The organism is Viscerimonas tarda, assembly GCF_054601255.1.
Window position 1 is genome coordinate 45,538 of the sequence record NZ_BAAHWV010000007.1, and the last position, 14,973, is coordinate 60,510.

At 42.3% G+C, this 14,973-nt stretch carries 9 protein-coding genes; 8 read left to right on the forward strand and 1 reads right to left on the reverse strand.

Features of this window, described 5'->3' with window-relative positions:
* Positions 1 to 54 precede the first annotated feature (54 nt).
* From ACYPWY_RS04585 to ACYPWY_RS04620, 8 genes are all read left to right on the forward strand, one after another.
* A complete protein-coding gene (locus ACYPWY_RS04585; RefSeq protein WP_459684255.1) occupies positions 55 to 609 on the forward strand; it encodes a hypothetical protein in 555 nt (184 codons plus the stop codon).
* 7 nt (positions 610 to 616) lie between these two features.
* Entirely contained in the window at positions 617 to 2,770 is a 2,154-nt protein-coding gene (locus tag ACYPWY_RS04590; RefSeq protein WP_459684256.1) for a hypothetical protein, read from the forward strand.
* Positions 2,771 to 3,642: 872 nt separating this feature from the next.
* Complete coding sequence (locus ACYPWY_RS04595) at positions 3,643 to 4,200, forward strand: nucleotide exchange factor GrpE (RefSeq protein ID WP_459684257.1); 558 nt, start codon at positions 3,643 to 3,645, stop codon at positions 4,198 to 4,200.
* Between the two features lie 87 nt (positions 4,201 to 4,287).
* Positions 4,288 to 5,421, forward strand: a complete 1,134-nt coding sequence (dnaJ, locus tag ACYPWY_RS04600; RefSeq protein WP_459684258.1) for a molecular chaperone DnaJ — start codon at positions 4,288 to 4,290, stop codon at positions 5,419 to 5,421.
* A 352-nt stretch (positions 5,422 to 5,773) separates the two neighbouring features.
* The gene (locus tag ACYPWY_RS04605; RefSeq protein ID WP_459684259.1) at positions 5,774 to 7,330 is read left to right on the forward strand and encodes a glycoside hydrolase family 88/105 protein; all 1,557 of its coding nucleotides are present in this window, start codon (positions 5,774 to 5,776) and stop codon (positions 7,328 to 7,330) included.
* Positions 7,331 to 7,507: 177 nt separating this feature from the next.
* Positions 7,508 to 8,944 carry an aldehyde dehydrogenase gene (gene aldA, locus ACYPWY_RS04610; protein WP_459684260.1) on the forward strand — a complete coding sequence of 479 codons (1,437 nt, stop codon included), beginning with the start codon at positions 7,508 to 7,510 and terminating at the stop codon, positions 8,942 to 8,944.
* Between the two features lie 154 nt (positions 8,945 to 9,098).
* Complete coding sequence (locus tag ACYPWY_RS04615) at positions 9,099 to 10,376, forward strand: AAA family ATPase (protein ID WP_459684261.1); 1,278 nt, start codon at positions 9,099 to 9,101, stop codon at positions 10,374 to 10,376.
* Positions 10,363 to 11,016, forward strand: coding sequence for an RloB family protein (locus tag ACYPWY_RS04620; RefSeq protein ID WP_459684262.1), 654 nt, complete (start codon positions 10,363 to 10,365; stop codon positions 11,014 to 11,016). Before ACYPWY_RS04615 ends, ACYPWY_RS04620 begins: the two co-directional genes overlap by 14 nt.
* A 60-nt stretch (positions 11,017 to 11,076) precedes the next feature.
* Here the strand turns inward: ACYPWY_RS04620 and ACYPWY_RS04625 are convergent, their stop codons facing one another.
* Positions 11,077 to 14,244 carry a glycoside hydrolase family 2 TIM barrel-domain containing protein gene (locus ACYPWY_RS04625; RefSeq protein ID WP_459684263.1) on the reverse strand — a complete coding sequence of 1,056 codons (3,168 nt, stop codon included), beginning with the start codon at positions 14,242 to 14,244 and terminating at the stop codon, positions 11,077 to 11,079.
* Positions 14,245 to 14,973: the final 729 nt, after the last annotated feature.

Consider the following 14,973-nt stretch of genomic DNA (forward strand, 5'->3'; position numbering starts at 1 on the left):
TATTAACCGGCAGGCTGTATGTAAGCAGCCTGCTGGTTTAAAATTGCTATTGTTATGAGGAATTTAAGATTTTGTATAGTAATTATCTGTTGCTGTTGTTTGATTTCATGTAAGTCGTCTTATACAATAGTAAGTGACAAAACAATAGGAATAGCGTTCAGGTTGCCAAAAGGAGCAGACTCAATCAATCCTGAAACTTTGGCTGATAAACATTCACATAAGTTTTATTGGGGTGACAGTCGAGCTTATGGTACAATGGATTATACTTACCAAATCAATAAAGATGTAATTATCGGGTTTATCTGCTTGGAAGATCCTTATCCTTTTAAAAATGCAGAAGAAGATAGAAATCAGTTTATAAGGTCTGTGAGGTATAATACTACCAAAATAGTTCAAAAAGTAGAAGAAGAATACATTAACGGGCGTTTATTCCAGTTATGCTTTTACAAAGAACCCCAAAATAATGAGGATTGTTTTGTGTCATTCGGAAGTGACGGAACAAAGGTAAATAGAATCGGGGGTGAAATTCGTTTCCCAGCCAGCTACCCGCTGGAGGAAATAGAGAAGCAAACTGTCCAAATCTTGTCAGGAATTAAATTTACAAAATAAATTATCTATGAAATTAACAAGAAACTTACTCATGCTTTTTCTCTGTGTTACAAGCTATTGTAATGCACAAGACGATGTCGCCAAAGCGCTCAATCTGGCAGGCGCAAATAGAGCCGAACTGGAAAAAGCGCTTGAACATTACAGGGGAAAAGATGAACGAAAATACCAGGCGGCATGTTTCCTTATTGCCAGTATGCCTTATCACCAAAGCGACAGGATGATTATGCTGAATGACGAACACCATCGGTTCTTTGCTAATGCTTCTTCTCTTTTTAAAGAGGCAAAGGTGGTTGATGTAAAAAAAGTAGTGAAGGAAAACGACCATATCGAATTTAGAAAGAAATTAGCTTTGGCCTTTGATACGCTCCCCTTACCAATCAACAAAGGAATGGCAGCCGATATAAAAACTATTTCGTCCGATTTTCTTATTGATAATATTGATTCGGCGTTTGATGTCTGGGAAAATAATCCTCTACTTAAAAAAATGTCATTTGATGATTTTAAAGAGTTTATTCTTCCTTACCGGACAAGCTCGGAAACGCTTGGTTTGAAACGCTCGGAAATCAGGAAAATGTATGAGAAAATACTGTCTAAAGATGGGTATAATACTATCCGCTTTGCTGTCGAGAATTATAAGGATTTTATGATAAAGCAGCATTGGGTCTATGAATTTGTTCATTCAAAAGCTAGTTTTGACATGTATGATCTTTTTATATCCTCTCCCAAACCCGATTGCCATGAAGAAATCTCCTGGACATGCAATTTTTTAAGAAGCTGCGGCATTCCCGTTGTCTATGAATTTACATCGCAGTGGACAGAAAGGGAGAAACGCCATTTTTGGTGTGCATCACCCGACTCAATCGGCGTTGTCATGCCATATACCGCCCCATACCGGAATTTGGGCGAAGATTGGGATTCGGATATAAAGTATGCAGGTAAAGTATTCCGAAAACAATTTGGTGTCAATAAAAAATCACCTTATTTTCTACATGCTAAAGATGAATACATCCCACACATATTGTCTTCTCCGCTTTTGTCGGATCAAACGCACAGGTATCATCAGACAATTACATTGAGGATTCCCTTTTCGAGCGAAACACCTAACAATCTGGCATACTTGTGTTTTTTTGGCAGGAATGGCAACAATCCGGTTGCTTGGGGAGTAATTGATAAAGAAAAAAAAGAAGTAATGTTTGAACAAGCGCCGATTAATATACTCTTCTTTCCGGCTTATTATGAGAATAATAAACTGAAAAGTTTTGGCAATCCCTTTATTCTCTATTCTAAAGGAGATATTGATTATATACCCAAACCAATGACCATTCAAAAAGAAAAGTCGAGTTGGGATATTACCCTGAAAGATAATAATATTCACATTACTGGAAAGATAAATCAGGCGCCACGAAATTTAATCTACCATCCTGTTATTCCAAACCATCAGAAACTTCAGCAGATGCATCTGTTGCGAAAATTTCCGCCTAAACGGCATCTAACAAAAGAACAGGAAAAATTTGTGGGAAGTTATATCTTGGGGAAAAATGAAATAAAACAAAAATACGATACCCTACTGGTTGTTGATAAAGTACCGGGGCCATACATACAGGATTTGTATTTGAATAAAAAAGGGAAATACAGATATTATAGCATACGAGCGCCTAGAGGTAAAAGAATAAGAATTGCTTATCTCGAACTTTTAGCGGAATATAGCAAAGACCATATTTGTAGAAAACCGGTTCCCCTTCCTGCTTTCTCAGATGATATGCCTCTTGATGACAATCAACTATATAAGATAAATGGCGTTCCTATTTGGGAAAAAGATACGCCTCCTGCATTATTCAACAGAAACTTGGAAACATTTGAAGATTTAGTATCTTTTGAAATGGATTTTAGTACACCTGTACAGATTGAGCGAGTTAGATTCGCTCCTGTAAATGCCAATAATATGATTGTGATAGGAGACCGATACAAATTATCCTATTACGACAAAGAATGGAAAGAACTTGAAACAACTATGGCAACAGCAAATTACCTTTCATTCAACAATGTACCAACCGAAACCATTTACTGGTTAAAAAATTTGGACAATGGAGTTGAAGAACTAATCTTCTTCTATCAAGATGGAAAGCAGTATTTTGACCTGAAAGAATATCTTTCTCAATGAGAGGTTTTTAGTGAGTCAGGGCTGACATCCACAAACAGCCTATCAGCCCAGACCGCTAAATTCATTCTATTTTCCTTTCACCTCCTCCACCTTCCGCCTCAAATCATCAACCTTAGCATCATCCCACCTAGCCCGCTCCATCCGTTCCGCCAACTCCCTGACAAGCCGCTCATATTCATATACTTAACAAGACCTCCCATAAAAAGGTGGTCGTAAGAAAATAACATCCAAACAATGACCCATAATAGTCAAAAATAAAAGCAGTTTTGCAAAAAGTGGTTCTAAACCGTTTCTCGACATAGTGTAACTGATAGAGTATCATAGTAGATTGTGTATTGCTTTCAAAATTTGTACCTTAGCGGAGGATATACAATCTCAACACGAAGCGATGATGTCTGAGGCAGGTTGTGATTAGCATTACAATTTACAATTTTCCCCGTAGGGGATACACTAATGAACAGATGAATGTCCTACGGACAAGCTATGAGGGGATTAGACTGTTTTCTATTGATATGTAAGCCCGATGGGCTATAATTTGTAAAGAGTGTTGTCCCTTGCTGGACTAAACAGATGATTTTGCTGGTGAACCAAATGATACGCAACATCAAAAAATATCAGTAATACGATTCGATACGCAAAGATACGCTTATGATATGAATACTTCATTTCTATTGATTGCTTTGCAAACGTAGAGTTCCATTAACGTTTTAATACCTTACACTCTTTTGTGCTTTTGTGTAATCGTAAATTCAAAAAAGGATTGTTTTTGGCAAAGTATTTGTTGTTTAGCTTGTCGTAGCATATTTTATACTACTTTTGTGTGTTTTACTATGGATATAAGCGTAGAATAGGAAATCAAAGATGACAAAAATATGAGTAAGGAGAAAGATTTTGTGCCCGAAGAGGACATAAATAACGAGGAACTGACAAATGAACAGCCGGTAAATGACGAACAGCCGGATGACAATGCCAATCTGTCTGTATCGGAGGAGGATTGGAAAGAAAAATACGACGAATTAAATAATTCGTACTTGCGCCTTCATGCCGAGTTCGACAATTACCGAAAAAGAACCTTGAAGGAAAAGACAGACTTGCTAAAGACGGCTGCCGAAAATGTAATGGTGGGCATTTTGCCGGTCGTGGACGATTTTGAACGTGCGTTGGGAACTATATCCGAAGCCAAAGAGTTGACTGCGGTGAAAGAAGGAGTGGACCTGATTTACAACAAATTTGCAGACTTCCTGGGCAAAAACGGCGTAAAGAAAATGGATGTGATAGGAAAAGCTTTCGATGTGGACAAGCACGAAGCCCTGACTACCATACCTGCCGAAAACGAAGCCTCGAAAGACAAAATTGTTGACGTCATTCAACAAGGCTACGAATTGGGAGACAAAGTAATCCGCTACCCGAAGGTAATAGTAGCGAAATGAAATAAAACGAGCCCCTCCAACCTCCCCGTGGGGGAGGCTAAAAACTCCCCCCTGTGGGGGGCGGGGGGGCTTAAAAAGAGATAAGCAATGGCTGAAAAAAGAGATTATTACGAAGTGCTGGGTGTAAACAAATCGGCAACCGCTGAGGAAATAAAGAAGGCATACAAAAAGAAAGCAATACAATTTCACCCCGATAAAAACCCCGGTGATGCTACGGCTGAAGAAAAATTCAAGGAGGCAGCCGAAGCTTATGAAGTATTGAGCGACGAGCAAAAAAGAGCCAAATACGACCGCTACGGACACGAAGCGCCCGGCGGTTATGGTGGCCATCAGGGTGGCGGCTTCAGTATGGATGATATATTCGCACAATTCGGTGATATATTTGGCGGGCATTTTAGCGGCTTCGGTGGAGGCGGCAGAGGCCAGCACATCAATAGAGGATCGGACTTGCGGGTGCGCGTCAAGCTCAACATGAAAGAGATTGCTTCGGGCGCCGAGAAGAAGATAAAAGTGAAAAAATATGTGGCTTGTTCGCATTGTAACGGAACAGGCGCCGAAAACAGCACTGCCTATACTACTTGCAACACCTGTAACGGCCACGGTGTTGTTACGCGCGTGGTGAACACCATGTTGGGACAGATGCAAACCCAATCGACATGCCCTACTTGTAACGGCGAAGGGAAAATTATTACAAAAAAATGCGCCTTTTGTGCCGGCGAAGGGATTGTCAGGGAAGAAGAGGTTATCACTTTGAATATTCCCGCAGGTGTGGCAGAAGGTATGCAGCTGTCGATGAGCGGAAAAGGAAATGCTGCCCGTCGGGGAGGCGTGAACGGCGACCTGCTGGTGGTGGTAGAAGAAGAAAAACACCCCGAATTGCTTCGTGATGACAACGACTTGGTTTATAACCTGTTGCTAAGCTTTCCGATGGCAGCGATGGGTGGAAATGTCGAAATTCCCACCATCGAAGGCAAAGTGAAGGTGAAGATTGAACCCGGCACCCAACCCGGAAAAGTTTTGCGCCTGAAAAACAAGGGGCTGCCAAGCATCAACCGCTATGGAACCGGCGATTTGTTGATAAATGTAAGCGTATATATCCCCGAAAACCTCTCCGATAGCGAGAAAACTATTTTGTCGGGATTGGAGAATGCGCCCAATTTTCAGCCGAATAATACGGTTAAGGAAAAAATATTCAGCTATTTCAGAAAAATGTTCGATTAACTGGTGTTGCTTGAGTAAGTATTTAATGATATATTTCGAAGTTGTACCGGCTGTTGTATAGGGTAAACGCATGAAAAATTTTAGAACTACTGTTACGAATGAGATTCCTCCCTTTGGTCGGAATGACTCGCCTGTTAGTGGTTTAAGGGAGTAGGAAGTGGCGGCGAAGCCGCCACTTCCTACTCCCCTCTCCCCAAAAAGGAGACAGTCATTCCGACCAAAGGGAGGAATCTCAGCTCATATCAGCAATTTTACCGAAAGGCATAAGCAGTAAAATTTTTCATACGTTTGCCCCGGGCTGTTGTATATATGCCTGCCAAAACAATAAAAATTAATTAAATCTTTTACCAAAATGAAAAAAAACGGTCGTGTATTGTTGCTATTTATAGCATTCGTGTTGTGCATGAGTGAGGAAATTATGGCTGTGGAAAATAGGCTCTATTCTCAAAAAGCGATAGAATCCCTGGCTATGAAAACCTTTCTTAGTAATAAAAAGGAGCAGCAATTGGCAACGGCGCAATGGGATTATGTGCCCGGACTGGTTGCTTTCAGTGTGTTGAAGGCATGGGAGCAATATCCCGAAATCACAGCCTATTACGACATTGTGAAGGCCTACGCCGATCATGCTTTGCAGGGAAAGGATGTGGTAACGGTAGGCGATAGCAACATTGACGACCTGGCCGCCGGAAAAATATTCTTCACGCTCTACGAAACCGAAATGAAGAAAGGAAATACCGCCGATGCCCTGCGCTATAAAAATTGTGTAACTTTTCTACGCAACAAACTGAAATACGACCACAAGCGAATAGATGCCTCCAAACCCGGCGCGGGCGGATTTTTCCACAAAGCGCAATACCCCAATCAGATGTGGCTGGACGGATTGTATATGGGAACAGCCATGTATGCCGGTTGGCAGAACTGTTTCGGTGAAGAGGCCGGTGAAAAGGACAACACCGATTCGTGGACGGATATAGCATCACAGTTTATCACCATCCATCACTATACATACGATGCAGGGAAGCAACTGAACTACCATGCCTGGTCGGCAGACCCCAGCGGCGCCGATTCTTTTTGGGCTAAGAAAACGGCTCCACAACTGGGCTGTTCTCCCGAATTTTGGGGAAGAGGCATGGGATGGTACTTCGCCGCACTGACGGATGTTATTGAACTCATGCCCAAAACGCATCCCGATTATCCGGCTTTGTGCACTATTATCGGAGAAGTGGCGGCAGGCCTGGCCAGGTATCAGGATCCTGTTTCGGGTTGCTGGTACCAGTTGTTGCAATACGATGGGCAGAAAAAAGCTTCTGCCGCAGGCGATGTGGTGCAAGGAAAAGTTTACAACGCCGGAGAATCGGCCAATTACCTCGAGTCGTCAGCCTCGTCCATGTTCACATACGCCTACCTGAAAGGCATACGCCTGAGCATTCTGGACAAAACCCTATACGAACCTGTCGCTCTGAAAGCTTACAACGGCCTGATAGCGCAATTTGTTCGTCCCAAGGCAAATGGCGATATGAGCATTATTCAATCCTGTGCTTCTGCCGGATTGGGGCCTGCCAAAGACCCCTCGCGTTGCGGAACGGTAAATTATTACTTGTGTGGGAGCGATGTAACGGTTACACAAAACGAAGGAAAAGCCATCGGCCCGTTTATCATGGCCAGTTTGGAGTACGAAATATTGAAACAGGAATTAAGCATTGCTCAACCAACGAGCAACAACCAACACGAAATTGAGTACATAAACGGCTGTATCAATAATCCGAAAAAAGTAGCCATTAAGTTATTCAACAGTGATGGCATATTGATTATGGCCTCCAGAGATAGCTGCATCAACGTCAACTCCATGTCTCCGGGCTTGTACATTGCCGAAACTAAGAGTGGCAGGGCGCTGAAATTTATAAAGTAAAGCCCCCTAAATCCCCCGTGGGGGGGCCTTAATTCCTAAGAAAAATTAAAATCTTGGGCCGATTGTATTTGAGTAAAATATTTTTCCCTACATTTGGTGTTACGCATTTGTCATATAACTCAGAGGGTTTTATTCAGTCCCCTTATTTAGTTAAAACAAAAAAGTAAAACCAAGACCATGAAAGAATTAAAAATGTTTATCGATGGAAAATTCATCGATAATGCCTCAGGAAAATGGATTGATGTTCTGAATCCTTCAACCGAAGAAGTTATTGCCCGTATGCCCGACGGCACTGTAGAAGATGCCAAAAAGGCGATTGATGTGGCAGAAGTTGCTCAACGTCAATGGGAAAAAGTTCCTGCCGTAGAACGCGGAAGTTATTTGATTAAAATAGCCGCCGGTATCAGGAAAAGAGAAAAAGAATTGACGGATATAATTGTACAAGAAGGTGGAAAAACACAAGGCTTGGCTAATGTAGAAGTCATGTTTACTGCCGATTATCTCGAATATATGGCAGGATGGGCGCGCCGTTACGAAGGCGAAATTATCCAGAGCGATCGTCCGAACGAAAATATATTCTTATTCAAGAAACCCATCGGTGTAACAACCGGAATACTTCCCTGGAATTTCCCGTTCTTCCTCATTGCCCGTAAAGCGGCTCCTGCATTGCTTACAGGGAACACGATTGTTGTGAAGCCAAGTCAGCAAACGCCAATCAATGCATACGTTTTTGCCCAGATAGTGGAAGAAGCGGGCGTGCCTAAAGGCGTATTCAACCTTGTAAATGGTCGCGGTTCGGTTATTGGACAGGAATTGGCCGCCAATCCTAAAGTGGGTATGGTAAGTTTGACGGGAAGCGTTTCGGCCGGACAGCAAACAATGGCTGCCGCTGCGCCCAACGTAACAAAAGTATCGCTGGAACTGGGCGGAAAAGCGCCTGCAATCGTAATGGATGATGCCGATTTGGATTTGGCTGTGAAGTCTATTATTGCATCCAGAGTTATCAATACCGGACAGGTTTGTAACTGTGCCGAACGTGTGTATGTGCATAAGAGTATAAAAGCGGCATTTATCGAAAAACTGATTGCCGGATTTAAACTGGTGAAATATGGCGATCCAAGCCAGACAAAAGACCTGGATATGGGGCCGCTAATCGACAAGGCCGCTCTTGCATCGGTAATCGAAAAAGTAGAAAAAGCCGTGAATCAAGGTTGTAAATTGCTATACGGCGGAAAACGCGTTGGAACAAAAGGATACTTCTTTGAACCAACCATCCTCGACGGAGCAACCAACAAGATGGATATTATTCAGGAAGAAACTTTCGGCCCAGTATTGCCAATCGTTGAATTTTCGGACATCGAAGACGCCATCAAATGGGCGAATGATTCGGAATTTGGTCTGACATCTTCTGTTTATACACAGAATTTGGATACCGCATTCAAATTGGTTCGCGCCCTCCGCTTTGGCGAAACATACATCAACCGCGAAAACTTTGAAGCCATGCAAGGATTCCACGCCGGCTGGCGCAAATCGGGAATCGGCGGTGCAGACGGCAAACACGGTTTGGAAGAATACCTCCAAACACACGTGGTTTATCTCGAAACTAAAGGATAACGACTATAATTTGTTATAAATGAAAAAGGGGCTGTTTCTCGAAAGAAGGTAGTCCCTTTTGTGTATTTTGTATGTTGTTTACAAAAAAATAACAGATAATTCATCTTTTATTTGATTATTATTGCCATATTTGTAAACCAATTTCAAAAATGAGATGATTATAAGCTTTTCTATTCAAAATTTTGGTTCAATAAAAGACAAGCAAACTTTGTCTTTTGAAGCCGATAAATCCACTCATCTGGAAGATTATTATGTTGTTCAGCCTATTGACGGACTGAGGTTACTCAAATTAGGATTGATATACGGTGCAAATGCATCGGGAAAAACAACCGTTCTGAAAGCGCTTGATTTTTTGAGAGGAATCGTATTGCAACCGAAAGAAAAAAAAACAGACACTTTTGACTTTAAGCCTTTTTTATTTGATATGGCTACTCCCAAGCAAAATACTATCTTTAGTATCGAATTTATCCAGAGTGAAACTCGTTATTCATACAAAGTAGAGTTAAATGAGAAAGCTATTGTCAGGGAAGAATTGTATTCTTACAATCCAAAAAAATCCAATGTTTTTACACGAACAACAGATATTGAAGTTGAAGCGACAAAAGTAAAATTTGGCAATAAAATTAATATAGACAAAAATACGGCACAACTTTTTGAAAATATAACCCTTTGGAACAATACTGTTTTGGGTGGTTTCTTGAAAATTAATTTCTTCGCAAAGGAGTTAAAGGATGTTATAGATTGGTTTCGTGATTATCTTTTCCCAAATAGGTTGGCGCTTAGCCATAACTATATTGAAGAAGAGATGTTTGAAGCAAATAAGAATATTATTCTTGATATTATCAGAAAAGCAGATTTCAATATCTCAAATATTATAGTCAAACCGCGGACAATTGATGAATATTCATCGGTTAGAAACATAGAAGATAAAAAAGCATTAGAAGGTTGGGTAAGGCATCAAAATGAAATGGGATTTAAGGATATAAAATTCCAACATTCCATAAATAGCAAAAATTATTTACTTGATTTCAATGATGAATCGGATGGAACAAAAAAGTATTATAGAATGGCCGGAGTCCTTTTTCTGCTAATAAAGTCTTCAAAAGCTTTTTCTATTGACGAGTTGGAAGCATCTCTACACCCTGATTTATTTGTCCATTTTTTATTGTCCTTTTTAGTCAATTCAAAAAAATCTCAGCTTATTGCGACTACTCATAATCGGGAGATTCTGAATAACAGGGATATATTCCGCAATGATGTTATCTGGATTACGGACAAGTACGATAATTGCGCTACCGAACTATATTCCATTGCCGATTTTGACACCTCTGTCATCAGAGATACCAGCAATATTTACAATGCTTATAAAATTGGCAAGCTGGGCGGGGTGCCTGATTTAGGGGATTATTATATTGACGATGAGGAAAAGTAAAAACATCCCCCCAAAAGGCAACCAGTTTGCATTTGTTGTTGATGGCAAATGTGAGCTTTGGTATATGCAAATGCTGAAACAAAATGAGCGAACAATTAATATTGCATTAAAACCTGAACTTCCACAGAAAAAGAAGTTAGCCGAACAATATGATAGAGTTATTGAATTATCAAAAGATTACGACAAAGTATTTTGGATTCTTGATTTAGATGTTATTATTAAGGAAACTCGGGAAGCTTCTAACGGAACAAAAGCTGCTTTACAGGAATTAGAAAAGTATCACAAGAAAATTGCCAAAAATGGAAAGTGTAAAAATATTGTGATAATCCTAAATAATCCTTGTTTGGAGTACTGGTATTTATTACATTTTGAAGCCACTTCTAAATACTTTGATTCTTGCGCCAAATTACTACCTGAATTAAAGAAACACAAGGAACTTGCTGATTACGAGAAAACTGAAAAATATTATAAAAGACCAAACCATGACATTTATACAAGGCTTAAACCCTATTTACCAAAAGCAATAGCGAATGCAAACAAGTTGAAAGCATTTGATTTTGATAATGTTGAATCGGGATTAAGTGAAATGCAATTGCTTTATGAAGAGGATGGAATAAAGCAGATTTTAGAAGTAAAATAGGGCTATTCAGTATTGAATAACCCTAAATAATTACTTTCTTTTTATCCTTTTTCAATTTCCCTATTCCACTTTAATACTAACCCCATACCTGTATTTCCCCGGTTTTATTTGGTAATGATTAAGTACGGGCAGCCCCCACGAGCTGTCGCCTCCTACGCCCATTTGTGCGCAGTCGATGTTGACGATGTTGTTTTCGTGTGGCGTTAACTCGAAATCGTGCGCGGTTTTTTCCAGTGTTTCCTGTGTGTAGGGCCATGCGCTGGCTGAAAACGAGTTATTGATGCCGGTAAATACGATGCGGGTGTTGTTGTTGCCGAGGCTCAACCAGCGGAGGTCGCACCTGTTTGCATTTTCTTGCGGATAGGCGTAGGGCGTGATCCATTCTCCGATCGTTGATTCATAGATGCCATACGCTGCCGATGTTTGGCGGTCGAGGTAGTTTTCGTGTGGGCCTCGTCCGTACCATTTGATGTGTTGCAGGCTTTTTTCTATCTCAAACTGCATTCCGATTCGTGGTACGTTGGGCGTTTTGGCCGGAATATCCAACTCAAAATCAACTGTAACGGTTCCATCGGGATAGATGCGCTGTTTGACAGTTCCTTTCGACAACGAGTTTTCAAACACATAATTGCTTATTGCCGTAATCGTATTTTCGGCGGAGGTTTCAATGCTCAAACTGCTTAGTTTATAGTTGTTTGAATCGTCATTCCATACCTTCATTTTTTCATCCACTTTCCAGCCTTTGTCGTTGTCGGTGAGTGCGCGCCAGAAGTTTATCCTTGTTTTGTTTTTGATAATGGCTCGTCCGGCTTTGGAATAGCCGGAAATTAATCCGGTCGATTTATCTATTCCGACACTAAAATCATCGCCCTCAATCAAATAGCTATCGGCTGTTTCGCTCTTCTTCAACTCCGAAAACGAACCGGATGCAATCGTCAGTTTGGGCAGTTTTTCGGAAAGGAGAAGTTGTTCCCATGCCACCACATGCCCCTTATCCGCCCACAATTGCTTGTCTTTGAGGGCTAGTTTAATCGTCAGAAAACACTCGTTCCCGGGATTGAATTTCAGCGTGTTGGCTAGCGTTATTTGTTGGCTCTCGAAAGGCTGAATGCTTGTTGTGTTTAATTTGCCTTTAGCGGTGATTTTCCCGTTTTCCATCATCTCGTAAGTCAGGTCGTATTCGTTCAGATTGATGGCGGACTGACGGTTGATGATTTCGATAATCAACGGGTTTTTGTTGACCAGCTTAAACGCAAAAGGCTGATGAACTTTTCGCATTTCGTAGTAGTGTGGATGAGGAATTCGGTTTGCATCAAGCATCCCGTTGAAGCAGAAGTCGCCGTTGTTGGGATAATCGCCAAAATCGCCGCCATACAGGAAGCCTTCCGAGGGCTTGTTCCTGTTTTTCCAAAGTCCCTGATCAATCCAGTCCCAGATAAATCCGCCAACCAGCATATCGTGCTCGTAAAACAAATCCCAGTAATCGATGAAATCGCCCAGGCTGTTGTTCATGGCGTGGCAATATTCGTTCAGCAAAAATGGCCTTCCCGAAGGATATACCCCATGTTGTTCTTCGTTGGTGGACTCTCCGCGCTCGCCTTTTCGCGTTGCTTTTCCCTGTAAATGCTGTTTCAGCCAACCCACGGTGGGGTAGGTCTGACTATCGACATCGGCAGCCGCATTCATATCGGCGTATTGTATCAGGCGGGTTTCGGGGTCGTTTTCGTGAGTGGCCTTGCGCATGTCGTAGAACGCTTTGCCGTATCCCGCCTCGTTTCCGAGCGACCACATAAGCACGCAGGGGTGCTGGCGCGTGCGGATAACCATCCGTTTCATCCTGTCCACACAGGCATTAATCCATTCGGGTTTGTCGCCGGGAAGATTTTTCCGGTGGTAACTCAGTCCGTGCGATTCTACATTGGCTTCATCTATAATCATCATGCCATATTGGTCGCATAGTTCGTACCAACGCGGATCGTTGGGGTAGTGCGAGTTGCGGACGAAATTAACATTGCCCTGTTTCATCAGTTCCAAATCGCGTATCATGCTTTCCTTTGTTATCGTCCAACCTTGGTCGGGCGAAAATTCGTGGCGGTTTGTGCCTCTGACTTTAAATTTCCCGCCGTTCAGCAACAAGGTATTTCCCTTCACCTCTATTTTTCGGAAGGCTACGGGCAGCTTGTAGGCTTCGACCACTTTTCCGCTCTTTGTGAGTTCGACCAATGCCGAGTAGCGCACCGGTTTCTCATCGTACCACAGCTGCACTTCGCCCAGATTGATTTCGGCTAAACTGTTTTCGTTACCGAATCCGGTGGCAAAAGCGCCCAATTTGAAGGTTTTTGTTGAGGCTATTTGTTTGCCTGAAGGCGAAATAACCGTAACATTCAGCGAATAATCTTCTGCTTGTTTCTCCGAAAAATTGCCGGATGTATAATGTATTTTGATAGCGCCCTGTTTCTTCTCGAGGTCTATTTCGGGTTGTGCATAGACGTCCCAGAGTGTTACTTGTGGGACTGCCCGGATAAATACATCCCTGAATATGCCGCTCAACCGCCAGTAATCCTGGTCTTCGAGGTACGAACCGTCGCAATATTTATAGACCTCGATTGCCAGAAAGTTTTCGCCTTTTGTCAGGTATTCCGTCATATCAAATTCAGCCGGAAGGCGCGAATCCTGCGAATAGCCGACCTTCTGTCCGTTTACCCAGACAAATGTTCCCGAACTTGAGCCTGCCAGATGTAGAATTATTCGTTTCCCCTTCCATTCTTTGGGCACGTTAAAATAGCGGCAGTAGGAGCCGACCGGATTCCGCTCTTTGTATGTCGTATATCGTTTGTTGGGTTCATCCATCACCACCGGCGGATTTGCCTGAAAGGGATAGGTTGAATTGGTATATATGGGCGTACCGAATCCTTGGCGTTCCATGGTGGATGGAACCGGAATGCTGGTGAAGCCGGCGCGCGAAAATCCGGGTTTGTAGAAATCGACAGGGCGCGACTGCGGGTCGGGCGACCAATGAAAATCCCATTGCCCGTTCAGCGATTTCACCCAAAGGCAATTGTCGTAATCGCTCTTTTTAGCATCGGCAACGCTGGGCGATGGCCATACGGTGGTTCGGGCAGGCAATTTGTTTATACCGATAATGGTTGGATTCTGAATTTCGGGTGGCGCCTGCGAAAAACAGGTCAACGAATGAAGCAGCAGTATGAATAAACTTACTTTTTTCATATTGGTTTTAGGTATTTGTATTGTTTATAGCTTTAACTTTACAAATATAGTTATAATATCCGAACAGAGAAAGAATGCAGATTACGCAAATAGGGCAAACCTTGAAAAAATTTAGTACTACTGGTTGCGGATGAGATTCCTCCCTTTGGTCGGAATGACTCGCCTGTTAGTGGTTTAAGGGATGAGGAAGTGGCGGCGAAGCCGCCACTTCCTCATCCCCTCTCCCAAAAAGGAGACTGTCATTTCGAGCGTAGCGAGAAATCCCTGCTCATATCAGCAATTTTACCGAAAGGTATAAGTACTAAATTTTTCAAGGTTTGCCCTGATTATGCAAATTATCGCAATTTATGTGTTGTTTAATTGACGGACACCCCAATAGCCTAAGCCCCGCATGGGGCAGGGCTGTTAAGTTCTATTGTTAAACGCTCTTTTTTGTGCCGTTAGGCACAATATGTTGGTAGAAACGTTGTTATTTTCTCATTTTCGTGCCGTAGGTACGAGATGTGCGTACATTGCGTACCTGACGGCACGCTCTTAGGGATGGGAATCTGTTTTCTACCAACATTTTATCCCTGACGGGATAGAACTTAACAGCCCTGCCGCAGGGACGACGTGTCCAAGCGCCGTCCCTGCGGGACTTGGACAGCGTGTTGCACCTATCCCGTAAGCTAAAGCATACGGTTAATAAAATGCCGTCCCCTGCGGGACTAAACACCCCGTTTTGTCGGT

Bases quoted from the DNA above. Each gene is read 5' to 3' on its own strand.
- aldA (WP_459684260.1), top strand. From the start codon at position 7,508: ATGAAAGAATTAAAAATGTTTATCGATGGAAAATTCATCGATAATGCC.
- ACYPWY_RS04585 (WP_459684255.1), top strand. From the start codon at position 55: ATGAGGAATTTAAGATTTTGTATAGTAATTATCTGTTGCTGTTGTTTG.
- ACYPWY_RS04620 (WP_459684262.1), top strand. From the start codon at position 10,363: ATGAGGAAAAGTAAAAACATCCCCCCAAAAGGCAACCAGTTTGCATTT.
- dnaJ (WP_459684258.1), top strand. From the start codon at position 4,288: ATGGCTGAAAAAAGAGATTATTACGAAGTGCTGGGTGTAAACAAATCG.
- ACYPWY_RS04605 (WP_459684259.1), top strand. From the start codon at position 5,774: ATGAAAAAAAACGGTCGTGTATTGTTGCTATTTATAGCATTCGTGTTG.
- ACYPWY_RS04595 (WP_459684257.1), top strand. From the start codon at position 3,643: ATGAGTAAGGAGAAAGATTTTGTGCCCGAAGAGGACATAAATAACGAG.
- ACYPWY_RS04615 (WP_459684261.1), top strand. From the start codon at position 9,099: ATGATTATAAGCTTTTCTATTCAAAATTTTGGTTCAATAAAAGACAAG.
- ACYPWY_RS04625 (WP_459684263.1), bottom strand. From the start codon at position 14,244: ATGAAAAAAGTAAGTTTATTCATACTGCTGCTTCATTCGTTGACCTGT.
- ACYPWY_RS04590 (WP_459684256.1), top strand. From the start codon at position 617: ATGAAATTAACAAGAAACTTACTCATGCTTTTTCTCTGTGTTACAAGC.